Source organism: Variovorax sp. PAMC 28711 (genome assembly GCF_001577265.1).
Classification (GTDB): Bacteria; Pseudomonadota; Gammaproteobacteria; order Burkholderiales; family Burkholderiaceae_C; genus Variovorax.
This window is the reverse complement of sequence record NZ_CP014517.1, coordinates 2,916,772-2,938,908: the sequence shown is the minus strand read 5'-3', so window position 1 is coordinate 2,938,908 and position 22,137 is coordinate 2,916,772. Positions and strand designations below refer to the sequence as shown.

At 64.6% G+C, this 22,137-nt stretch carries 21 protein-coding genes and 2 tRNA genes; 10 read left to right on the top strand and 13 right to left on the bottom strand.

Annotation, left to right across the window (positions count from 1 at the left end; translation table 11 throughout):
• Nucleotides 1–23 precede the first annotated feature (23 nt).
• The 6 genes from AX767_RS14300 to AX767_RS14275 are packed head-to-tail and all read right to left on the bottom strand — an operon-like array spanning nt 24 to nt 5,255.
• Entirely contained in the window at nt 24–698 is a 675-nt protein-coding gene (locus tag AX767_RS14300) for a TetR/AcrR family transcriptional regulator (protein WP_068631949.1), read from the bottom strand.
• Nucleotides 699–703: 5 nt separating this feature from the next.
• Nucleotides 704–1,957, bottom strand: coding sequence for a radical SAM family heme chaperone HemW (gene hemW, locus AX767_RS14295; RefSeq protein ID WP_068633720.1), 1,254 nt, complete (start codon nt 1,955–1,957; stop codon nt 704–706).
• 5 nt (nt 1,958–1,962) lie between these two features.
• A complete protein-coding gene (gene rdgB, locus AX767_RS14290) occupies nt 1,963–2,562 on the bottom strand; it encodes an RdgB/HAM1 family non-canonical purine NTP pyrophosphatase (protein ID WP_068631948.1) in 600 nt (199 codons plus the stop codon).
• Between the two features lie 2 nt (nt 2,563–2,564).
• Nucleotides 2,565–3,296, bottom strand: coding sequence for a ribonuclease PH (gene rph, locus AX767_RS14285; RefSeq protein ID WP_068631947.1), 732 nt, complete (start codon nt 3,294–3,296; stop codon nt 2,565–2,567).
• A gap of 49 nt (nt 3,297–3,345) precedes the next feature.
• A complete protein-coding gene (locus AX767_RS14280; protein ID WP_068631946.1) occupies nt 3,346–4,251 on the bottom strand; it encodes a PP2C family protein-serine/threonine phosphatase in 906 nt (301 codons plus the stop codon).
• The gene (locus tag AX767_RS14275) at nt 4,248–5,255 is read right to left on the bottom strand and encodes a serine/threonine protein kinase (protein WP_068631945.1); all 1,008 of its coding nucleotides are present in this window, start codon (nt 5,253–5,255) and stop codon (nt 4,248–4,250) included. The genes AX767_RS14280 and AX767_RS14275 overlap by 4 nt, the downstream gene beginning before the upstream one ends.
• Nucleotides 5,256–5,346: 91 nt before the next feature.
• Between AX767_RS14275 and AX767_RS14270 the strand changes: the two genes are divergently transcribed.
• The 4 genes from AX767_RS14270 to AX767_RS14255 all read left to right on the top strand — a co-directional run bounded on the left by AX767_RS14270 (nt 5,347) and on the right by AX767_RS14255 (nt 9,477).
• Nucleotides 5,347–6,261: a YicC/YloC family endoribonuclease gene (locus tag AX767_RS14270; protein WP_068631944.1), complete on the top strand. Its 915-nt coding sequence runs from the start codon at nt 5,347–5,349 to the stop codon at nt 6,259–6,261.
• An 11-nt stretch (nt 6,262–6,272) separates the two neighbouring features.
• Nucleotides 6,273–6,893, top strand: coding sequence for a guanylate kinase (gene gmk, locus AX767_RS14265; RefSeq protein ID WP_068631943.1), 621 nt, complete (start codon nt 6,273–6,275; stop codon nt 6,891–6,893).
• Nucleotides 6,894–6,921: 28 nt separating this feature from the next.
• Nucleotides 6,922–7,125, top strand: a complete 204-nt coding sequence (gene rpoZ, locus AX767_RS14260) for a DNA-directed RNA polymerase subunit omega (protein ID WP_021009011.1) — start codon at nt 6,922–6,924, stop codon at nt 7,123–7,125.
• A 96-nt stretch (nt 7,126–7,221) separates the two neighbouring features.
• Nucleotides 7,222–9,477 (top strand): RelA/SpoT family protein, encoded by a 2,256-nt coding sequence (locus tag AX767_RS14255; protein ID WP_068633718.1) that lies wholly within the window; start codon nt 7,222–7,224, stop codon nt 9,475–9,477.
• Between the two features lie 13 nt (nt 9,478–9,490).
• Here AX767_RS14255 and greB read toward each other — a convergent pair whose 3' ends face one another.
• The 4 genes from greB to hrcA all read right to left on the bottom strand — a co-directional run bounded on the left by greB (nt 9,491) and on the right by hrcA (nt 11,378).
• The gene (gene greB, locus AX767_RS14250; RefSeq protein ID WP_068631942.1) at nt 9,491–10,069 is read right to left on the bottom strand and encodes a transcription elongation factor GreB; all 579 of its coding nucleotides are present in this window, start codon (nt 10,067–10,069) and stop codon (nt 9,491–9,493) included.
• 55 nt (nt 10,070–10,124) lie between these two features.
• Nucleotides 10,125–10,201 (bottom strand) — tRNA-Arg (locus tag AX767_RS14245).
• Between the two features lie 55 nt (nt 10,202–10,256).
• Nucleotides 10,257–10,333 (bottom strand) — tRNA-Ile (locus AX767_RS14240).
• A 40-nt stretch (nt 10,334–10,373) separates the two neighbouring features.
• Nucleotides 10,374–11,378 carry a heat-inducible transcriptional repressor HrcA gene (hrcA, locus tag AX767_RS14235; RefSeq protein WP_068631941.1) on the bottom strand — a complete coding sequence of 335 codons (1,005 nt, stop codon included), beginning with the start codon at nt 11,376–11,378 and terminating at the stop codon, nt 10,374–10,376.
• A 28-nt stretch (nt 11,379–11,406) separates the two neighbouring features.
• On the opposite strand from hrcA, the gene AX767_RS14230 reads away from it, so the two are divergent.
• The 3 genes from AX767_RS14230 to rapZ are packed head-to-tail and all read left to right on the top strand — an operon-like array spanning nt 11,407 to nt 14,859.
• Nucleotides 11,407–12,303 carry an NAD kinase gene (locus AX767_RS14230; RefSeq protein WP_068631940.1) on the top strand — a complete coding sequence of 299 codons (897 nt, stop codon included), beginning with the start codon at nt 11,407–11,409 and terminating at the stop codon, nt 12,301–12,303.
• 1 nt (nt 12,304) lies between these two features.
• Complete coding sequence (recN, locus tag AX767_RS14225; RefSeq protein WP_068631939.1) at nt 12,305–13,987, top strand: DNA repair protein RecN; 1,683 nt, start codon at nt 12,305–12,307, stop codon at nt 13,985–13,987.
• The gene (gene rapZ, locus AX767_RS14220; protein ID WP_068631938.1) at nt 13,984–14,859 is read left to right on the top strand and encodes an RNase adapter RapZ; all 876 of its coding nucleotides are present in this window, start codon (nt 13,984–13,986) and stop codon (nt 14,857–14,859) included. The genes recN and rapZ overlap by 4 nt, the downstream gene beginning before the upstream one ends.
• On the opposite strand, the gene mutY is transcribed toward rapZ, so the two are convergent.
• The 3 genes from mutY to mutM form a co-directional block, all read right to left on the bottom strand.
• Nucleotides 14,835–15,896 (bottom strand): A/G-specific adenine glycosylase, encoded by a 1,062-nt coding sequence (mutY, locus tag AX767_RS14215; RefSeq protein WP_068633716.1) that lies wholly within the window; start codon nt 15,894–15,896, stop codon nt 14,835–14,837. The two genes, rapZ and mutY, sit on opposite strands and share 25 nt — an antisense overlap.
• Nucleotides 15,897–15,921: 25 nt before the next feature.
• Complete coding sequence (locus AX767_RS14210) at nt 15,922–17,883, bottom strand: dynamin family protein (RefSeq protein WP_068631937.1); 1,962 nt, start codon at nt 17,881–17,883, stop codon at nt 15,922–15,924.
• Between the two features lie 69 nt (nt 17,884–17,952).
• Complete coding sequence (gene mutM, locus AX767_RS14205) at nt 17,953–18,768, bottom strand: bifunctional DNA-formamidopyrimidine glycosylase/DNA-(apurinic or apyrimidinic site) lyase (protein ID WP_068631936.1); 816 nt, start codon at nt 18,766–18,768, stop codon at nt 17,953–17,955.
• Between the two features lie 90 nt (nt 18,769–18,858).
• Between mutM and AX767_RS14200 the strand changes: the two genes are divergently transcribed.
• The 3 genes from AX767_RS14200 (at nt 18,859) to ispE (ending at nt 22,090) form a co-directional block, all read left to right on the top strand.
• Nucleotides 18,859–20,691: a tetratricopeptide repeat protein gene (locus tag AX767_RS14200; RefSeq protein ID WP_068631935.1), complete on the top strand. Its 1,833-nt coding sequence runs from the start codon at nt 18,859–18,861 to the stop codon at nt 20,689–20,691.
• 146 nt (nt 20,692–20,837) lie between these two features.
• Nucleotides 20,838–21,215, top strand: a complete 378-nt coding sequence (locus tag AX767_RS14195; RefSeq protein WP_156481044.1) for a lipoprotein insertase outer membrane protein LolB — start codon at nt 20,838–20,840, stop codon at nt 21,213–21,215.
• A complete protein-coding gene (gene ispE / locus AX767_RS14190; RefSeq protein WP_068631933.1) occupies nt 21,212–22,090 on the top strand; it encodes a 4-(cytidine 5'-diphospho)-2-C-methyl-D-erythritol kinase in 879 nt (292 codons plus the stop codon). The genes AX767_RS14195 and ispE overlap by 4 nt, the downstream gene beginning before the upstream one ends.
• Nucleotides 22,091–22,137 lie beyond the last annotated feature (47 nt).

The following is a 22,137-nucleotide window of genomic DNA, read 5'->3' as shown; positions in this document are numbered from 1 at the left end:
TCAGGGCCAAAACGTCGCCGATTTTAAGCAGGTCTGGGCGCCCAGCCGGGAAGCACCAGATCGACCACGCTTTGCGCCCACGCCTTGCGCTCCGGCTCACCGGCCAGCGGCTTGGAGATAAAGAAGCGAACGCCGCCGAAAGCCAGCGTTGCCAGTTGCACGGCCGAAAGTTCCGCCTTCGGAACATGGAGGCGACCGTCCCGGTGCGCCTGCGCCAGGTAGTCGACGATGGGCGCGATCACGTAGCTGTGTTCCGCGTAGAGCGATTTCGCCAGCTCGGGGAAACGCACCGCTTCAGCGATCACCAGCCGCAACAACGCCAGACGCTGCGGCTCGGTCGCGCCGATGTACATGCGTTCGACGACGTCGAGCAACACCTCGCGCACGTCGGCGTCCGGCGTCACCACGGTCGCCTGCATGGTGTTGCGGGCGTCGCCCATGGCGCGATGCACCACCTCGTAAAACAAGGCGGGCTTGCTTTCGTACTGACGATAGATGGTGATCTTGGCGACACCCGCATCGCGCGCGATCGCCTCGATGCTGGTGGCGGCATATCCCTTGTCGAGAAAGGACTGCAGCGCCGCCGTCAGGAAAGATTCGCGGAGCTCGACGGCTTGCTTGGCGCTTGGGCGTCCGCGCGGTCGACGTTTGGCGTTGTCTGGAGCTTCTGTCTTAGTCTGTGTGGAAGTGGAAGGCATGAAAGTCAGGGGGAAGGCAGGAACAATGTCTGAAGATCATTCAGAAAGTCGAGCCCGTGCTCTGTAGGCCAAACGTGCCGCAGATCGCGGGCAACCAGGCCCTTTTTCTCAGCTTCTTCCAGGCCGCGCTGGATGGCGGTGGTCGCCAGGCCAGTGCGCTCGCCGAACTGCGCGAGCGTGAAACCGTCCTTGAGGCGCAGCGCGTTCAGCATGAATTCGAACGGCAGATCGGCGATCGGCACGTCGTCGCTCTTCGCGACAGCCGCACCGGCCAGCGCGCCATCCATATAGCGGCGCGGATCGCGCAGCCGCACCTGCCGCACGATGCGGTGCGCGAAGCTGAGCTTGCTGTGCGCACCGGCGCCGATGCCAAGGTAGTCGCCGAACTGCCAGTAGTTCAGGTTGTGCGCGCAGCGGTGGCCATCCTTCGCATAGGCCGAGACTTCATAGCGTGCGAACCCCTGTTCGGCCGTGCGCTCGGTGAGACGGTCGAGCATCGCGTAAGCATCGTCGTCTTCCGGCACCGCGGGCGGGAACTTGGCGAAATACGTGTTGGGCTCGATCGTCAGGTGATAGACCGACAGGTGCGGCGGCGCGAGTGTCAGTGCCTTCGTGAGGTCGGCATCGAGCTGCGCGAGCGTCTGGCCGGGGAGCGCATACATCAGGTCGAGGTTGAAGGTGTCGAAGGCACTGGCGGCTTCTTCGACGGCCGCGATCGCTTGGGCGCCATCGTGCACCCGACCCAGCGCCTTCAGATGGTCGTCGTTGAAACTCTGGACGCCGACCGACAGCCGCGTCACGCCGGCCGCGCGGTAGGCGCGGAAACGGTCGCGCTCGAAGGTGCCGGGGTTGGCCTCGAGCGTGATCTCGCAGTCGGGCGCGAGCTTGAGGCGCGCCCGCAGATCGCCGAGCAGGCGGTCGATGGCGGCCGGCGAAAACAGGCTGGGCGTGCCGCCGCCGATGAAGATCGTGTGGACCTGCCGGCCCCACACCAGCGGCAACGCGGCATCGAGGTCGGCAATGAGCGCATCGAGGTAGCGTTGCTCCGGAAAATCGCCGCCGCCCGCATCGCGCCACTCGTGCGAATTGAAGTCGCAGTAGGGGCATTTGCGCAGGCACCACGGAAGGTGCACGTAGAGCGAGAGCGGCGGCAGCGCGGCCAGTTGCAGGGGGCCGGGGCGAATGAGATGCAGGACGTCGTTGGCGCGCGTGGCGCCCGTCGAATAGTCGTCGGCACCCGATGCGCCGGCCGCGACGATCGGGATCACAACCAGCGCTCGCGCATCAAAGCCAGCATGGCGCGCGCCGCCTGGCCCCGATGGCTGTTCGCGTTTTTCACGTCGGGGGGCAGCTGAGCGAAGGTCTTACCGAATTGCGGCAAGAACATCACGGGGTCGAAGCCGAAGCCGTTGTCGCCGATCGGCTCGCGTGTGATCTCGCCGACCGCGCGGCCGACGGCGATGAGCGGCTCCGGGTCGTTCGCGCTGCGCAACGCGACCAGCGTGCTGACGAGCGCGGCACGGCGGTTGTCGATCGACTGCATCTGTTCCAGCAGCGCGCGCACGTTGTGGGCGTCGCCCTTGGCGTAGCCGAACTGCGTCGCATAGAACGCGGTGTCGACGCCGGGCAGCCCATCGAAAGCGTCGACACAGAGGCCGGCGTCGTCGGCGATGGCCGGCAACCCGGTCGCGGCGGCTGCATGACGCGCCTTCGCGAGCGCGTTCTCCACGAAGGTCCGAAACGGCTCCTCCGCTTCCCCGACACCGAGTTCGGATTGCCGCACCAACGCCACGCCCAAGGGCGCGAAGAGCGCTTGCAGCTCCGCGAGCTTGCCCGCGTTGTTGGAGGCCAGGACCAGCTTCATGTCTACTTCGACGACAGCGCCTGTTGCTGCATCGTGACCAGTTCGCCGATGCCCTTTTCGGCCAGGCCGAGCAGCTGGTTCATTTCGTCGCGCGTGAAGGCAGCGCCTTCGGCCGTGCCCTGCACTTCGACGAAATGGCCGGCGCCGGTCATGACGACGTTCATGTCGGTGTCGCAGGACGAATCTTCGGTGTATTCGAGATCGAGCAGCGGTGTACCGCCGACGATGCCGACCGAGATCGCGGCCACGTGGCCCTTGATGGGATTGGTGGCCAGGGCCCCGGAGGCCAGCAGTTTGCTGACGGCATCTTGCGCCGCCACGAACGCGCCCGTGATGGCGGCGGTGCGGGTGCCGCCATCGGCCTGCAGCACGTCGCAGTCGAGGTGGATGGTGCGCTCGCCGAGCGCGGCGAGGTCGAACACCGCGCGCATCGAGCGGCCGATGAGACGCTGGATTTCCTGCGTGCGGCCGGTCTGCTTGCCTTTGGCTGCTTCGCGGCTGCTGCGGGTGTGCGTGGCGCGCGGCAGCATGCCGTATTCGGCCGTCACCCAGCCTTCGCCGCTGCCCTTCTTGTGGGGAGGCACCTTCTCTTCGACCGATGCGGTGCACAGCACGCGCGTCTGGCCGAACTCGATCAGCACCGAACCCTCGGCGTGAATGGTGAAACCGCGGGTGATGCGCACCGGTCGCAACTGGTCAGCGGCGCGGCCGCCGCTTCGGGTGAAAGCAGTCATCTGAAAACCTGAAAAAGAAAAAAGATCGACTGGCCGGCTTCGCGCCGGCTCAGCCCTTGCGTGATGCAGAGCGCCGGATGGCTTCGTTGATCTCGGCGATGGAGCGTTCGATCGCGTCGTCGTCGAGGTCGTCGAGTTCGCTGTCGGACGGCATGCCGGCCTGGATGGTCGAGGCAAAGACGCCATCGCTGATGGTTTCCGTCGACACGCCGCGATCCTGGCCGGCCACGTCGGGCATTTCCCATTCGAGCGCGATCAGCGTCACGTTGTCGCTGTGCGAGCCGCCGGCCCGCAACGCCATTTCGGCCAGGTCGGGCGCCGCATCCGACACCGGCTTGCCGGACGACAACGTGTGGACGATGGTCGCGTCGTCGAGCACGCCCCACACGCCGTCGGAACACAGCATGATGCGGTCGCCTCGCTGCAACTGGAGCGGTGACGAGATGTCGAGCAGCGGTGCCGTCGGCGACCCGAGGCAGGTCAGCAGCAGGTTGCGGTTGACCGGCTCGGCGCCGGCATTGGCACGTGGCCGCTCCGCGTGCGAATGATCGCGCGTGCGCATGAGAAGCGTGCCGTCGCGTACGACGTAGAGCCGCGAGTCGCCACAGTGAAGCCATGTCGCCGTGTTGCCCTGCAACACCGCCGCAACGACGGTGGTGCGCGGCGTGTCGAGCATCGCCTTGTTGCCGGCGTACCGCATGATCTGCTGGTGCGCCGCGAGCGCGGACGACGTGAGAAACGCCTTCACGTCCTTCACGATCGGCCGGGCTTCGCGCTGGTACAGCGCCGCGATGGTCTGCAGCGCGAGTTGCGCGGCAACCTCCCCTTCGGGATGGCCGCCCATGCCGTCGGCCAGCACGAAAAGCCCGGACTCCCGCGTGTAGCAGTAGCCCATGCGGTCTTCGTTCTTGAGGCGTCCGCCCTTGCGGCTGACTTGGAAAATGGAGAATTTCATGCAGGCCGTGTGGTGGGCGCGGCCGCCTTCGGCAACCCCTTCTTTTCAAAGGAACGCATGTTGTCGATGGAAAGACGGACTTTTTCGCCCACGGTGAGTTTGGTGTAGCGGCGCTCGCCTTCTCGGCTGAGCTCCTTTTGCAGTGCGAACACCGATTGGGGACGCGAGAGCGGATCGAGCGACATGCACCACTCGACCACTTCGATCAGATTGTCGGAGTAGATCCCGCGCAACCGCGAAAGCGACAGACCGAGCCGGTCTTTCTCGATGCGCTGCGGCGCGTCGTTCGGCGGATAGCCCTGCATGCAGGCGTAGATGCAGGCACCGATGGCGTAGATGTCGGTCCAGGGGCCCATCGACGAATCGCGGCGGTACATCTCGGGGGCCGCGAAGCCGGGGGTGTACATCGGCCGGATGAAGTTGCCTTCCTTGCTGAGCACTTCGCGCGCGGCACCGAAGTCGATCATCACGGCGCGGTCGTCTTCGGTCACGAAGATGTTGGCCGGCTTGATGTCCAGGTGCAGCATCTTGTGCTGGTGCACGATGCGCAGCCCGCGCAGGATCTCGTCGAACAGGGAGCGGATCGTCGACTCCCGAAACACCTTCTGCTTCTTCAAGTCGCGCGCTGTCACGATGAAATCCTGCAGCGTTGCGCCGTCCAGGAAATTCATGACCATGTAGACGGTCTCGTTCTCCCGGAAGAAATTGAGCACGCTGACCACCGACGCATGGGAGATCTGCGCAAGCGAGCGGCCTTCCTCGAAGAAGCTTTTCAGGCCGAGCCGGTACAGCGACAGCTTTTCAGGCGGCACCTGCGGCGCCAGTTCGCCGATTCCGCGCGTCGCCAGCGACGACGGCAGGTATTCCTTGATCGCGACTTGCTGTCCGCTGTGGTCGAGCGCCAGATAGACGACCCCGAACCCACCGGCCGATAAACGGCGGATCACACGGTAGCCGCCGATCATGGTGTCGGGCAGCAGGGGCGCAGGTTTGACCTTTGACATAATCCGGGAGTTTCGCCCGAAGGCGATGGTGCGGCAAGCGAACGTCGTGCCGGGCCTTCGATGCATGCGAACAAAATCACAGCGAGGCTCAATGCCAGTTTACAGCATGACCGGCTACGCCAGCGGCCAAAACGGCCCGGTTGGCAGCCCATCCGAAACCGATCCACGTCCCTCTCCAGCAGGGCGTCTCGGGGTCGAAATCCGCTCGGTCAACAGCCGCTTTCTCGACCTCACTTTCAAGCTTCCCGAGGAGCTGCGCCAGCATGAACCAGCACTGCGCGAGTTGCTCACCGGGCGCCTCAAGCGCGGCAAGGTGGAACTGCGTGCGTCGTTTGAAAGCAACGCGCAAGGTGGCATCCCGGAGCCATCGACCCGTTTGCTGCAACGTCTGAACGGCGTCCAGGACGGCATCCGGGCCTGGCTCCCGACCGCGCGCGAGTTGAGCGTGGCCGATGTGATCCGGCTCGCCAGCGGCGACAGCAACGCCAAGGGCGACTGGGCCAGCGACCTCGCCGAGGTCGCCGGCAAGGCGCTGGAAGCACTGGTGTCTGCGCGTCAGCGCGAAGGCGCCCGCCTCGCGAAGATGCTCGAAGACCATCTCGGCCAGTTGCGCACGCTGGCGGACCAAGCGGTCCCGCTGGTGCCCAAGCTGGTCGAACAGCAGCGCGCCCGGTTCCTCGAGCGTTGGCAGGACGCCATGGGCCTGACCGGCGGCACGCTGCCCGAAGCCGCCCAGGATCGGGCGCTGACCGAAGCCACCGCCTTCGCGATCCGCATCGACGTGGCCGAAGAATTGACGCGGCTGAACTCTCATCTCGATGAGATCGGCCGGCTGGTCAAGAAAGGCGGAGAGATCGGCAAGCGCCTCGATTTTCTGATCCAGGAGCTGCATCGCGAGGCCAACACGCTCGGCGCGAAATCCGCGGCGCTGGAATTGACGCGCATCGGCGTCGACATGAAGGTGCTGATCGAGCAGATGCGCGAGCAGGTGCAGAACATCGAATGAGCGACGAGCCAATGGACTATCCCGGCAATATCTTCGTGGTTGCAGCACCCAGCGGTGCAGGCAAGTCGAGTCTGGTGAAGGCGCTCATGGAGCTGGACTCTGCGGTGCAGCCTTCGGTGTCGCACACCACGCGCCCGCCGCGCGGACAGGAAAAGCACGGTCGCGAGTATTTTTTCGCCTCGCCCCCCGAATTCGACGCGATGGTCGCTTCGGAGGCGTTCGTGGAATGGGCGCATGTGCATGGTCAGCGCTATGGAACCTCCAAGAAAGCCATCGAAGAACGCATCGCCCAGGGCGCAGACGTGATCCTCGAAATCGACTTCCAGGGTGCGATTCAAATCCGCAAGACCTTCGCCAACGCGGTCATGATCTTCATCCTGCCGCCGAGTTGGGAAGAGTTGCGGTCGCGACTGGAACGCCGCGGCGAAGACAGCGCCGCGGTCATCGAATTGCGCCTCCGAAACGCAGCGCAAGAGATGGCGCGGGCCAGCGAATTCGACTTCGTTATAATCAACGAGTTATTTGAGCGCGCGCTTTTCGACCTGAAAGCCATCGTCCATGCGCAACGGCTGCGATATTCCGCCCAGCGCCGTGCCCGTGCTGACACCTTCGCCGCCCTCAACATTCCCTGAATTCACGCTCACTGACCGAAAGATCCTCATGGCCCGCATCACCGTCGAAGATTGTCTGCTCCAGATCCCGAACCGCTTCCAGCTCGTGCTGGCCGCGACGTACCGCGCCCGCATGCTGAGCCAGGGCCACGCGCCGAAGATCGAGAGCAAGAACAAGCCGGCCGTGACCGCGCTGCGCGAAATCGCCGAAGGCAAGATCGGCATTGAAATGCTGAAGAAAGTTCCGGGCTGATCTGACTGACGCCCGTCGACCACAAAGAGGCACCGCTTGCGGTGCTTTTTTTGTGGCCGAACGCTTCGTCACGAGGGTCGCGCTAAAGTGGTGCTCATGAGCGCGGTCGTCAAACCTTCACTGAATGCCCCCAAGGGCAGCCCGCGCCCGAGCCCTGCTGCATTGAATGCCGCCGCTGCCAGTTTCGCGGCACTGACCGCGCGGCTCGAATACCTGAATGCGGAAGACAAGGAACTGGTTCGCCGCGCCTACCGCTTCGCCGACGAAGCGCACCTGGGCCAGCTGCGCAACAGCGGCGAGCCCTACATCACCCACCCGATCGCGGTCGCCGCGCAATGCGCCGAGTGGAAGCTCGACGCGCAGGCGCTCATGGCGGCGTTGCTGCATGACGCGATCGAGGATTGCGGCGTCACCAAGCCCGAGCTGATCGAGCGCTTCGGCGCACCGGTCGCCGAACTGGTCGACGGGCTGACCAAGCTCGACAAGCTCCAGTTCGACACGCGCGAAGAAAGCCAGGCCGAGTCATTCCGCAAGATGCTGCTGGCGATGGCGCGCGACGTTCGCGTCATTCTCGTGAAGCTGGCAGACCGTACGCACAACATGCGCACGCTGGACGATGCGCCCCGCGAAAAATGGGCACGCATCGCGGGTGAGACACTCGAGATCTACGCCCCGATCGCGCACCGGTTGGGCCTGAACCAGACCTACCGCGAATTACAGGAGTTGTCGTTCAGGCATTTGCGACCGTGGCGCTACGCCATTCTGGCCAAGGCCGTCGCCAAGGCGCGTGGCCGGCGACGCGACCTGATTCACAAGGTGCAACGCGAACTGGAATCGGCATTTGCATCGGCCAGCATGGTGGTGCGCATCGCGGGACGCGAGAAGACCTTGTATTCGATCTACCGCAAGATGGAAGAAAAGCGCTTGAGCTTCGCGCAGGTCACCGACATTTACGGCTTCCGGCTGATCGTGCCAAACGTCATCGCCTGCTACACGGGCCTGGGCATCCTTCACCAGATGTACAAGCCGCTTCCGGGCAAGTTCAAGGATCACATCGCGATCGCGAAGCTGAACGGCTACCAGTCGTTGCACACGACCCTGGTCGGGCCTTCGGGCGTGGCGGTCGAATTCCAGCTGCGCACCGAGGCGATGCACGTGGTCGCCGAATCGGGGGTCGCGGCACATTGGCTCTACAAGGCGGTAGAGCCGAATGGCGGGGGCGGCGACCGGCTCGGTACCAAGTGGCTGCAATCGCTGCTCGACATCCAGCACGAAACGCGCGACGCCACCGAGTTCTGGGATCACGTCAAGGTGGATCTCTTTCCGGATGCCGTCTATGTGTTCACGCCCAAGAGCCAGATCATGGCGTTGCCGCGCGGTGCGACGGTGGTCGACTTTGCCTATGCCATCCACAGCAACATCGGCGATCACACCTCGGCAGCGCGCATCAATGGCGACCAGGTGCCCTTGCGCACCGAGCTGAAAAACGGCGACGTGGTCGAGGTGATCACGGCCCCAGTGTCTACGCCCAATCCGGCCTGGCTCGGCTTTGTGCGCACCGGGCGGGCGCGATCGAAGATTCGCCACTACCTCAAGACGCTCGCGCAGGCCGAATCCGAAGGTCTTGGCGAGAAACTATTGGCGCAGGCCCTTCGCGCCGAAGGCCTGGGCAACCTGCCTGCGGACGATGCGGAATACCAGGCTGTATGGGAGCGCTTGCTCCGCTTCACCGGAAGCCGCAACCGCTCGGAACTGCTGACCGACATCGGTCTGGGCAAACGCATCGCCAGCATCGTCGCCAAACGCCTGATGGCCCTGCTGGCGGAGCGCGGTCAAAAACCCGATGCAGTCATGCTCAGCCGTGAGCGCTTCACCGCCCACGAGACCGTTTCGCAAGGGGCGGTGACGCTCGACGGCAGCGAGAATTCTTCGGTTCGCTTTGCCCTGTGTTGTCGACCTATTCCAGGCGATCCGATCGTCGGCTACCTGGGTCATGGCGAAGGCCTGGTGGTGCACACCGAAGCCTGCGGCGTGGGCCAGCGCCTGTACTACAAGGACAGTGAACGTTTCTTCGCCGTCGAGTGGTCGGACGATCCTGTGCGGACCTTCGAGACCGGCGTCGTGATCACGGTGCGCAACGACAAGGGCGTGCTGGCCCGCGTCGCGGCCAGTCTTGCGAACGCCGAAGCCGACATCACGCACGTGGAAATGGCCGACGAGACCCAGCAGGAATCGACCGACTTGCGTTTTGTGATTGCAGTGCGGGATCGCTCCCACCTCGAAGCCGTGCTGCGGGCCGTGAAACGAACCGGATCGGTGCTGTCGGCCGCAAGGACTGTCCCGGCCGCGTGAAGCGGCGAAGTCGTCAATCGGCAGGTCGAGCCAGCGGGTAGTTCACCGCCAGCACTTCGACTTCGTGCGCGCCGGCCGGCGTGATCAACTTGACCACATCGCCTTCACGCGACTTCAACAGCGCCCGGGCCACGGGCGAAATCCAGCTCACTTGCGATTGCGCGCTGTCCGCCTCGTCGATGCCCAGAATGGTCACCGTGTGCTCGAGGCCAGCTTCGTTGGCATAGCGCACCGTCGCGCCAAAGAACACTTGGTCGCTGCCATGATGAACCGACGGATCGGTGATTTCCGCCACCTCGAGCCGCTTCGTCAGGAAACGGATACGGCGATCGATTTCTCGCAGCCGCTTCTTTCCGTAGATGTAGTCACCGTTCTCCGACCGATCGCCGTTGCGGGCGGCCCAGTGAACCGCCTCGACCACCTTGGGGCGCTCGTTGTCGATCAGATCAAGCAACTCGGCGCGCAGGCGCGCGTAGCCCCCGGGTGTCATGTAGTTCTTGCTGCCCGCGGGCAGCGGTGAAGCCGCGTCACCGGCGCCGTCGTCCTCGACGTCGGAATCGGAATCGGTTTCTTTGGTGAAAGCCTTGCTCATTTGAACGCTCCAAAGAAAAAAGCCTGCAACGAACGTTGCAGGCTTTTTATGATGGTGGTGCGGCTGGCAGGAATTGAACCCACGACCCCTTGGTTCGTAGCCAAGTACTCTATCCAACTGAGCTACAGCCGCACAGCTTTCGATTATAGCACCGATTTTTTGCGATGCCACAGCATTCAGTGCTGCGTGGTAGGCCGTGATGGGCTTGAACCATCGACCAACGGATTATGAGTCCGCTGCTCTAACCAACTGAGCTAACGGCCCACGCGACGCCGATTCTAGTCAGCGGGCGCCGGCCGCTCGCCTACTTGCGATGGCTCAGCGCGTTGGTGACGAGCCGCGACGTGATGTCGACGATCTGGATCATTCGCTCGTACGGCATGCGTGTCGGCCCGATCACGCCGAGCGTGCCGACCACTTCGCCGTTGACCTCGTAGTTGGCACTGACGATCGACAATTCTTCGAACGGGACCACCTGGCTCTCGCCACCGATAAAAATCCGCACGCCTTCGGCCTTGCTCGACACATCGAGCAGTCGCATCAACTGCGCCTTTTGCTCGAACAACTCGAACGCCCTTCGGAGCTGGCCCATGTCGCTGGAAAAATCGGTGACCGCCAGCAGATTGCGCTCGCCCGAAATCACCACGTCGTCCTGCGTTTCGTTGAGGACCTCGGTGCTCACCTGCACGGCCGCCTGCATCAGCGTCGCGATCTCACCGCGCAATTTTTCCACTTCCGACTGCAGTCGGTCGCGCACTTGTTCGATCGACAGTCCTGCGCAATTGGCATTCAGGTAGTTGGACGCTTCGACCAACTGCGACTGCGTGTAGTCGGCCTCCGGGAAAATCACCCGGTTCTGCACGTCGCCATCGGGCGCCACGATGATGACCAACAAGCGCCTGTCCGAGAGACGCAGAAACTCGATCTGCCGAAAAACGGAAGCGCGTCGCGGCGCCATCACGACACCGACGAACTGGGACAGGTTCGACAGCAGGTTGGCCGCGTTGGCAATCACTTTTTGCGGCTGGTCCGACGCCAGGCTCGGCGTCGCCAGATGCTCACGCTGCGCCGTCAACATGGTGTCGACAAAAAGCCTGTAGCCGCGCGCCGTCGGAATGCGTCCTGCGGAGGTGTGCGGACTCACGATCAGCCCCAGCGCTTCGAGGTCGGACATCACATTGCGGATGGTTGCGGGCGAGAGCTCGAGCCCTGTTGCGCGCGACAACGTGCGCGATCCCACCGGCTGTCCATCAGCGATGTAACGCTCCACGAGCGTCTTGAGCAGCAACTTGGCGCGGTCGTCCAGCATCGGCGGATTTTAGTGTTGTAATTTGTAGATGACCTCTCGCTTTCGTCGCGTCGCGCTCATCGGCAAGTACCAGGCTTCAGGCGCGCGGGCGCAGGCAGGCGCGCAAGACGGCGTGATGGAAGGCATCGGCGCCTTCCTGGAATCGCAAGGTTGCGAGGTCGTGGTCGAGCGTTCGACCGCGGACGACGCCGAGGTCAGCCGCTACTCGGCGCTGACGGTCGAAGAAATCGGAAGCACCTGCGATCTCGGACTCGTGGTCGGTGGTGACGGCACGATGCTCGGCATTGGCCGGCAACTCGCCTGCTACGGCGTCCCGCTGATCGGCATCAACCGCGGCCGGCTCGGCTTCATCACCGACATTCCGCTGGACAACTACCAAGCCACGCTGATCCCCATGCTGGCCGGCGAGTACGAAGAGGACTATCGCAGCCTGATGCACGCGCGGGTGCTTCGCGAAGGCACGATCGTTTTCGATGCGCTGGCCATGAACGATGTGGTGGTCAACCGCGGCGCGACCTCGGGCATGGTGGAAATGCGCGTTTCGGTCGGCCGGCATGTGGTCGCCACACAGCGCGCAGACGGATTGATCATTGCCTCGCCCACCGGCTCCACGGCCTATGCACTGTCTGCGGGCGGGCCCTTGCTGCATCCGTCGATCCCGGGCTGGGTGCTCGTGCCGATCGCGCCGCACACCTTGTCGAATCGCCCGATCCTCCTGCCGGACGCTGATGAGATTTCGATCGAGCTCGTGGCCGGCCGTGACGCCAGCGCGAACTTCGACATGCAGTCGCTGGCCACGCTCGCCATCGGCGACCGCGTCGTGGTTCGACGCTCCGAACACAGGGCCCGCTTTCTGCATCCCAGAGGCTGGAGCTACTTCGACACGCTGCGCAAAAAACTTCACTGGAACGAAGGAGGCTCCTGACGTGGCCTTGCGACGCATCGCGTTGCGCGACTTCGTGATCGTGCACGCCCTCGAACTCGATTTTTCTGCGGGCTTCACGGTGTTGACCGGTGAAACCGGCGCCGGCAAATCAATCCTCATCGACGCACTGCAACTGGCGCTGGGCAGTCGTGCAGACGCCGGCGCAGTGCGCGAAGGCGCCGAACGCCTCGACGTCAGCGTCGAATTCGATCCGGCGCCCAGCCTGGCCGCCTGGCTCGAAGAAGGCGGCTTCGACACGGCCGAGGCGTTGTTGCTGCGTCGCACCGTCGACCTTCAAGGCCGAAGCCGCGGCTGGATCAATGGCAGCCCGGCCACGGCCGCGCAACTGCGCACGATCGGCGACCGGTTGCTGGACATTCACGGCCAGCACGCTTGGCAAAGCCTGACGCGGCCCGAGTCGGTGCGCGGCCTGCTGGACGCCTACGCGGGCGTCCAGACCGATGCGCTCGATGCCGCGTGGAGTGCGTGGCGACTGGCGTTGTCGTCGCTCGACGCCGCCCGCAGCGCGCAGGACTCGCACCAGCGCGAACGGGAGCGGCTGCAATGGCAGGTGGCCGAGGTCGCCAAGCTGGCACCGCTTGCGGACGAGTGGGAAGAACTCTCGGCCAGCCACAGTCGCATCTCCAATGCGCAAGCGCTCATCGAGGCCGCCGAAGGTGCACGCGATGCGCTGGAAGACGATGACAAGGGCGCGCTGTCCGCGCTCGGCCGCGCCGTTTCGCTGCTGCAGAATTGCGAGCACATCGAACCCGAATTCAAGGCGCTGAGCGAGGTTCTCGCCTCCAGCGTCGCGCAGGCGGCCGACGCGGCGCATTCGCTCCATGGCTACTTGCGCCACACCGACGTCGACCCGCAACGACTGGCCGAGCTCGATACGCGGATGGGGCTTTGGATGTCGCTGGCGAGGCGCTACAAGCGCACGCCGTCCGAGTTGCCGTCGCTGCTGTCGGGGTGGCAAAGCGAACTCGCGGCGCTGGACGCCCAGAGCGATCTCGCGGCGCTGGAGCGCACGGAGCAGATCGCGCAACAGAGCTACATGAAGGCCGCTGCCATTCTGAGCAAGTCTCGCAAGCAAGCCGCTCCACGCCTCGCGAAGGCGGTCACGCTGGCGATGCAGGGACTCGGCATGCAGGGCGGCCAATTCGAGGTCGCCTTGCAACCCCTCGATCAGCCCGGTCGCGCGGGGCTCGAAGACATCACCTTTCTCGTGAGCGGCCATCCGGGCAGCACGCCCCGGCCCATCGGCAAGGTGGCTTCCGGCGGCGAGCTGTCGCGCATCGCGCTCGCGATCGCCGTGACCACCAGCGAACTCGGCACCGCGCAGACGCTGATCTTCGACGAGGTTGATGCCGGCGTCGGCGGCGCCGTCGCGGAGACCGTCGGCAAGCTCATGCAGCAGCTCGGGCGCAGCCGCCAGGTGCTGGCGGTGACGCACCTGCCGCAAGTCGCCGCCTGCGCCGACCATCATCTGCGCGTGGCCAAGCGCCAAGCCACGAGCGATGGCAACCAACGGCCGCGCACGGAGAGCACCGTCGCCCTGCTCGACAGCGCCGACCGCGAACAGGAAATCGCACGCATGCTGGGAGGCGAAAAAGTCTCGCGTACGTCGCTCGCCCATGCGCGAGAAATGCTCGACAAGCAGGTGCAGGGAACCCCGTCGTGAGCCTGGACATCGTGCTGATCACCGGCATGTCCGGCTCGGGAAAATCGGTCGCGATCCATGCACTGGAAGATGCTGGCTACTACTGCGTGGACAACTTGCCACCGGAGTTGCTGGGTTCCTTCATCGCGCTGCAGCAAGCGCAGAACGCTTCCCATGTCGCCATTTCGATGGACGTGCGCAGCGGCGTGTCGTTGCCGCTCGTGCCGCAGCAGCTCGACACGCTTCGGCAAGAAGGCATCGCACTGCGCTCGCTGTTCCTCGACGCCACGACCGATGCCCTGGTTCGCCGCTACTCAGAAACGCGACGGCGCCATCCGCTCTCGCGCCAGGACCCTGTGACCGACCTGCCGGAACACCAACGTGCCCTGGTTCAGTCCATTGAACTCGAGCGCGAGTTGCTGGCCGACTTGCGCGATGGCGCCGATGTCATCGACACCAGCATCATCCGGCCGGCGCAGTTGCAGAGCTACATCAAGGCATTGATCGCCGCGCCGCAAAGTCCGCTCACGCTCGTCTTCGAATCTTTCGCGTTCAAGCGCGGCGTGCCGCTCGATGCCGACTATGTCTTCGATGTGCGCATGCTGCCCAATCCGCACTACGTGCCCGCGCTGCGACCGCTCACCGGCCGCGATTCAGAAGTGATCGACTGGCTGCGCGGCCACGACGACGTGGCGCGCATGTACGCCGACATCGAACAGTTCCTCGGCCGGTGGCTGGATGCGCTGGCGCGTGACCACCGCAGCTATGTGACCGTGGCCATCGGCTGCACGGGCGGGCAGCACCGGTCGGTCTTCCTGGTCGAACAACTGGCGCGCGGCTTCGGCGCGCGCTGGGCCGCGCTCAAGCGTCACCGCGAGCTGGACGCGGCCTGACCGGCCTCCAACGACAACAACAGCTTGCGCACCGGCGCAGGCAGGCCAAGGCTCGGCCAATCCAGCACGCCGGCCCAGCGACCCTGATCCGACAGTGCAAATGCGCCATCGCTTTGGACAATCACCGGATGCAGATGCAGATCCTTGTGGGTGAGCACATGCAAGAAGGGCGCAGCGTCGTGCAATCCTTCGCTGCCCGGCGGCAATGCGGCCACGAGCGCCGCGCGGCTGTCGAAAACCGGCAGGCAGTAAAGGCCCGCCCAGATACCGCGCTCCGGACGTTTCTCGAGCCAGACGCGGCCGCTGGCGTCGATCGCCTGCAGCATCCACAGCGATTCCGAAGTCCGCTTCAGCTTGCGCGTCTTGACCGGATAGCGCTCGGGCTCGCCTTCGCGGCGCGCGACGCACAGGTCGTCGACCGGGCAGATCAGGCAATCGGGCTTGCGCGGCGTACAGACCGTGGCGCCCAGATCCATTTGCCCTTGGGTGTAGCGCGCGATCACTTCCGGCTCGTCGGCGGGTGGCAGCAACGCGGTCGCCAGATCCCACAACCGGCGTTCGGTGGCGCTTGTCGACAGGTCGTCGGCAAATCCGAGCACGCGCGTCAGGACACGCTTGACGTTGCCATCGAGGATGGCGACGCGCTCGCCAAAGCAAAAAGCGGAGACCGCCGATGCTGTCGATCGACCGATTCCCGGCAAGCTCTCCAGCTCCACGGCGGTGCGCGGAAAGGCGCCGTCGAATCGCGACATCACCTCCTGCGCGCATCGATGCATGTTTCGGGCACGGCTGTAGTAGCCAAGGCCGCTCCAGAGCGCGAAGACTTCGTCCTCGTTCGCTTTCGCCAATGCGGCGACGTCCGGGAAACGGGTCAGGAAACGGTCGAAGTAACCGAGCACGGTCGACACCTGGGTCTGCTGCAGCATGACCTCCGACAGCCAGACCCGGTAGGGATCGCGCGTGTTCTGCCAGGGCAGCTGGCTGCGCCCGTGCGTGGCCTGCCAGGTTGCGACGCGCTGCGAGAAAACCGGCGCCAGTCGACTGGCGACCGATGCCGTCGTGTCAGACGGCACTCAGTTCGCTGCGAACGGAGAACTGGCTCGGCGCTTCATTGCTGGTGAGCAAGGCGGTGAACTCGCGCAGACGCTTCTGAAGTTCGACCAATCCGCCCTCCTGGACGGCGAGTTCGGTCAGGCGCTCTTCGAGGCTGCCCGCGGCCTGCTGGATGCGTTCCACCGCTTCGATGCGCTTGCCGAAATTGCGACGCCGCTCCTTGAGTTGCGCATCGAGTTGCGCGCCGGCTCCTTTGCTCCAGCGCTCGACTTCGGTCATTGCCGCCTCGTTGACCACACGGAGGCGGCTCGCCAACGCGCGGACCAGCTTGTCGCAAAAATCGGGCTGCGCGAGCTTGAGCAGGTTGCCCACGCCCAGGTACTGCGTGTGGCTCTGTTCGATCTGCGTCAGCTGGCGCTCGAAACCCACTAGGTCGGGCTCGGCAGGCGCTTGAAGCGTGAAGCCATGCTCGGCGTTGAGCTGGCGAAAAGTGGCGTGCAGCATCGACTGGATTTCGGAGGTCGTCGCCTGCACTTCCTTCAGGTTATTTCGCAAGGCATCGAAGGTTTCGGCGTACACCTTGCGCACGTTGAACTTGATGCCTGGACGTTTCAGCGCGGCGGCCAAGTGGCCCATGTCGGCTTTGAGCGCCGTACTGCCGAGGACCGCGTACACCTCCCGCAGCAGCTTGCCCTGGACAGAACGCAAAGCCAGGATGCGGGTGTTGCTGCCCTCGAATTCGGTTTGCTCCTGTTCGATGCGCGTGCGCATGTGCCGGATCACCGCGACGTTCTTGCCGCGCAGGCCCTGCAGTTCCAGCGCCTGCTCGGACAGATCACGCTGCCGCACCGTAAGGATTCGGGCAGCTTCTGTCCTGAGGGCTGCAATGCCCGCATCGACGGCAAGCCGTAGCATGGTCTCGCGCTTGCCCAGCAGCCCTTCGCCCAGCACGGCTTCCAGCGCGGGCAACCGGCTGGCTTGCAGCAATGGCGGATCGCGGCGGATCTTGGCTTGCAATCCTTTTTGCGCGGAAACCGGCAGCACCCGGGCAAGCGGCACGCCAAGCAACTCCGCGGCGCCGACCCGCTGACGCTCGATCTGTAGATCGATCTGAGCAGGCGTGCTGAGCGTGTCCCACATCGTGTCGATCTTGTTCAACACGACGATCCGGGTTTCCGACGCATCGCCTTCGGTGATCAGGTGTTCGCGCCAGATGGCGAGATCGGAACGCGTGACGCCCGTATCGGCCCCAAGGATGAACACCACGGCATGCGCCTGCGGAATGAGGCTGACCGTCAGCTCCGGCTCGGCGCCAATCGCGTTGAGGCCCGGCGTGTCGAGAATGATGAGCCCTTGTTCCAGCAAGGGGTGCGGCATGTTGAGCACCGCATGACGCCAGCGGGGAATTTCGACGCGTCCTGTGGCGTCGCGTACCGGGTTGTCGTCGGGCGAATCGTCGCTCCAGAAGCCGAGTGCACGGGCCTCCTCGATCGGAACCCAGCGGACCTCGGCCACCTTGTGCATCGCGGACGCCAATTGCTCGGCGTCGTCGACGTCGATCGCGATTTCGGTCCAGCGCTCGGACTCGTCGCGCAGATGGGCCAGCGAATGCGCATCCAGCCTGGTTTCGATGGGCAGCAACCGCAAGCTCGGTGCCTGGCCGGCGGTGTAACCCAGTTCGGTCGGGCACATCGTGGTGCGGCCCGCGCTGGCCGGCATGATGCGGCGCCCGTAGCCGGCGAAGAAGATCGCATTGATCAGCTCCGATTTGCCGCGGGAGAACTCAGCGACGAAAGCCACCATGACCTTGCTCGTGCGCATCTGCGACTCGAGCTCGCGCAGCCGTTCGGCGACGGCTTGATCGAGCAGGTCGTTTTCCGCCAGCCAGCCCGAAAGCCACTTGAGTCGGTGCGCGAAATTACGTCGCCAGGCGCCGTGCTGGTCGAATTGCTGATTGAAGGAGCGGCTCAATGGGAAGGTGTAAGTGGGCTTACAAAATATAGCATCGGGATGCCGGCTGCGCCATTCGCCGAACGGCTTTCAGGACTTTTGGCAGATTGCACAGAAAAATGTTGAGCGCTGCCCCTGTTTGAACTGCCTGATGGGCGCTCCACACACGCGACAAGGCTCGCCAGCCCGGGCGTAGACCATCGCTTCCAGCTGGAAATAACCGGACTGCCCATCGACGTTCGAAAAGTCGCGCAAGGTGCTTCCGCCACGCTGCACCGCCCTGGCGAGGATCTCGCGAATGGCCGCATGCAAGCGCAGCGCACGCGGCCTGCTGATGCGCGACGCCGCCACCGTGGGCCGAATTCCCGCCATGAACAAGGCCTCGGACGCATAGATGTTGCCCACGCCGACCACCACGTCACCGGCCAGCAAAACCTGTTTGATCGCCGCCTGGCGACGGCGCAAGCCGGCGTGGAAGACGTCGAAATCAAACGCGTCGCCGAGCGGCTCCATGCCCAGCCCGCCGAGGAGCTTGATGGCGATCGGCGCGTCTTCGTCCGCGGCAAACACCACGGCACCGAACCTGCGCGGATCGTTCAGGCGCAACGTGCCCAGGTCCGTCACCAGATCGAAATGGTCGTGCGTGCCGGGCAGCGGCAACCCATGCGTGAAGCGCAAGCTGCCCGACATGCCCAGATGAAGCATCAACAGCCCGTCGCTGAGGTCGACAAGCAGGTATTTGCCGCGGCGCCGCACGCCCACGACCGTCCGACCGACCAAGGTCTCGGGATCGACGGCCAGCGCCCAGCGCAGTGGTTTCCCGACTCTCAGCGCCGTGATCCGCGCTCCCGCGATGCGATCGGCAAATCCGAGGCGGGTGACTTCGACTTCGGGGAGTTCAGGCATGGGCAATGGAGCAAGCGACCTACACGACAACGCGCGACAACGAAGCCCCGCAAGGCCCGACGCGTAAATGCCTTGGATTATTATGGTTCGATGACCCTGCCCCCACGCCGATTCCGCCTTGCGGTGGCCGCGCTTCCCGTGTTTTTTGCTGTGGTTGCGCATGCGCAACCTAGCGCGCCCGATCCGGCGGCGCCAACGAGCCCGGCACCGATCATCGAGCCCGCGACACCTCGCGGCGCACCGACGACCCCACCGCCCGCAGCAGTCAAGGACAACGATCCGCCCCTGCAATCGGCACTCACGGCCCCGCTGTTCTACGAAGTTTTGGTCGGCGAACTCACCGCGCGCGGTGGCGACACCGGCGACGGCTATGCCCTCATGCTCGACGCGGCGCGCAAGACCAACGATGGGCGCCTGTTCCAGCGCGCGGTTGAAATCGCCTTGCAGTCGCGTGCCGGTGAAGCCGCACTGGCGGCCACACGTGCATGGAAGCAGGCACTCCCCGAATCGCGTGAGGCGCGCCGCTTCGAGTTGCAAATCCTCATCGCACTCAACCGCATCGGGGAAACAGCCGAGCCGCTTCGCGCGGAGCTGGCCGCGACGCCTGTGGCCGAACGCTCGTTCCTGATGGGCGTCATCGCCCGCAACTACGCACGGGCCAGCGACAAGAAGCTGGCCGCGTCGGTCGTCGAGCAGGCGCTCGTGGACGACCTCAAGAATCCCGAGACTGCCGGCCTCGCGTGGACCACCGTCGGACGCCTTCGCCTCGCCGCTGGCGACACAACGGGTGCGCTCGAGGCCGCCATCAAGGGGCAAGCCGCCGATCCCGCTTCCGAAGGCCCGGCCGTACTCGCGCTCGAGCTGATGGACCCGAACCAGCCGCTCGCCGAGCCGATCGTCAAGCGCTACCTCATGGGCCCGAAGGCCGCGCCGGAAGTCCGCCTGGGTTACGCGCGCGTGCTTGCCGAGGCGCGCCGATTCGACGACGCCAGCACCGAGCTCAAAGTCCTCACTTCGGCGCGGCCCGAACTGCCTGAGCCCTGGCTTCTGCTGGGCTTGCTGCAAATGCAGACGCGTCAAGACACGTCCGCCGAAACGTCGCTTAAACGCTATGTCGACCTGACCCAGGGCCAGCGCGATGCCGAAGAGCGCAAGCGTGGCCAGCCACAGGCTTATCTGATGCTCGCGCAACTCGCGGAACGTCGCAAGGATTTCGCCGGCGCCGAGGCGTGGTTGGCCCGCGTCGACAGTACCGACGATCTGACTGCGACCCAAACGCGCCGTGCAGGCCTCTTGGCTCGACAAGGCAAATTGCCGCAGGCACGCGAAATCGTGCGCAGCCTGCCGGAGCGCACGCCGGAAGAAAAAAAGCAGAAGTTCCTCGCTGAAGTGCAATTGCTGCGCGACGCCAAGCAATACCAAGCCGCCTACGACATGCTGGCGAAAGCCAGCGCCGACGAGCCCGACAACGGCGATCTCCTCTACGACCAGGCCATGGTCGCCGAAAAGATGAACCGTCTCGATGAGATGGAGCGCTTGCTGCGCCGCCTGATGGTGCTGAAGCCCGAGAGCCAGAACGCCTACAACGCCCTCGGCTACTCCTTCGCCGATCGCAAGATCCGGCTCGAGGAAGCCCGTACGTTGATCCAGAAGGCCGTGCAACTGGCGCCCGAAGACCCGTTCATCGCAGACAGCCTGGGCTGGGTGGAATTCCGCCTCGGCAACAACGCGGAGGCCACGCGCATCCTGGAGGCGGCCTACAAGAAGCAGCCCGATCCCGAAATCGGCGCCCATTTCGGCGAAGTGCTGTGGACCGCAGGCGACAAGGACCGCGCGATCCGCATCTGGAAAGAAGCTGCACTGGTCGACGCCGAGAACGAAACCCTGCAGGAAACGCTCAAGCGCCTGCGCGTCAAGCTGTGAAGGCGGACCTCGTTGCCGGGCGGTCGCGCAGGGGATTTCTGTCGGTTGGCGCCAGCACGGTGATGCTTGCGATGACGGGGTGTGCCAGCGTGGCCCGCCCTCCGAGCGCTTCGGGTGCGCAAGATTCACAGGCGTGGACAGGTCGCATGTCGCTGCGCATCGAAAGCGATCCAGTGCAGACGTTTGCCGCACTGTTCGACCTGCGCGGTACCGCACAAACAGGCGATCTGGTGCTGACAACCCCGATCGGCAGCACCCTGGCCGCACTGCACTGGTCACCCGGCCAAGCGACGCTGAACGACGGACGCCAAGTGCGCCGCTTCGAGTCTGTCGACGCATTGATCCAGGCCGCTACCGGGGCGGCGATCCCGGTCGGCGCGCTGTTCGGCTGGCTCGCGGGACGCGACGAGTCAGTGCCGGGATGGACCGCCGACCTCGGCCAGTTGGCGCAGGGCCGCCTTCAGGCACGCCGCTCAGTGCCCTTGCCGACAGCCGATCTGCGCATCGCCTTCGAGCGGGCATGAAAGCGCTGTACGACCTGCCCGCGCCGGCCAAGCTGAATCTCTTTCTGCACATCACGGGCCGTCGCGACGACGGCTATCACCTGCTGCAGTCGGCGTTCATGCTGATCGACTGGTGCGACATGCTGCAGATCGAGCTTCGCAACGATGGGCAATTGAGCCGCGAGGACCTCACGACGCCTTTGCCCGCCGACGATCTGGTGTTGCGCGCCGCACGCGCACTGCAAATCTACGCAGCGCCGGGCCAAGGGGCACACATCGGCGTCGCCAAGCACATCCCGGCACAGGCCGGCATGGGCGGTGGCTCGTCGGACGCAGCGACCTGCCTGCTCGCGCTGCAGCGCCTCTGGGGCCTCGACCTGCCGCTCGCCACGCTGGAAAAGATCGGCCTCACCCTCGGCGCCGACGTGCCATTTTTTTTGCGCGGGCAGAATGCCTGGGTCGAGGGAATCGGAGAAGCGATCACCCCGATCCCGGTGGCACCCGCACGCTTCGTGGTGGTCAAACCGAGCGAGGGGCTCGACACGCGTCGGATTTTTGCAGCAGAGGATCTTGAACGCGCTACACCCACTGCTATAATCTCGGGCTTTGCTGCGGATGACGCGGCTGAACGCGAAAACTTCAAGCACTCCGGTGTTCGAGACTTCGAATTCGGTCACAACGACCTGCAGCCGGTTGCCCAGCGGCTTTGCCCGGCGGTCTCCGTTGCCATTGATTGGCTCGGTACCCAAGGCCTCGCAGCGCGAATGACCGGCTCCGGAAGTGCGGTGTTCGCGGTGATGCCGCGCGACGTGGAACTCGACGATCCCCCCGAGGATTGGCAGGTTCGCAAGTGCAGCAACATGGCTGCTCATCCTTTGGTGGATTGGGTGGTTTGAGAAAATTTTCGGTCGACGATCTGCTCCACAAGAGTGAGTCGTCAACC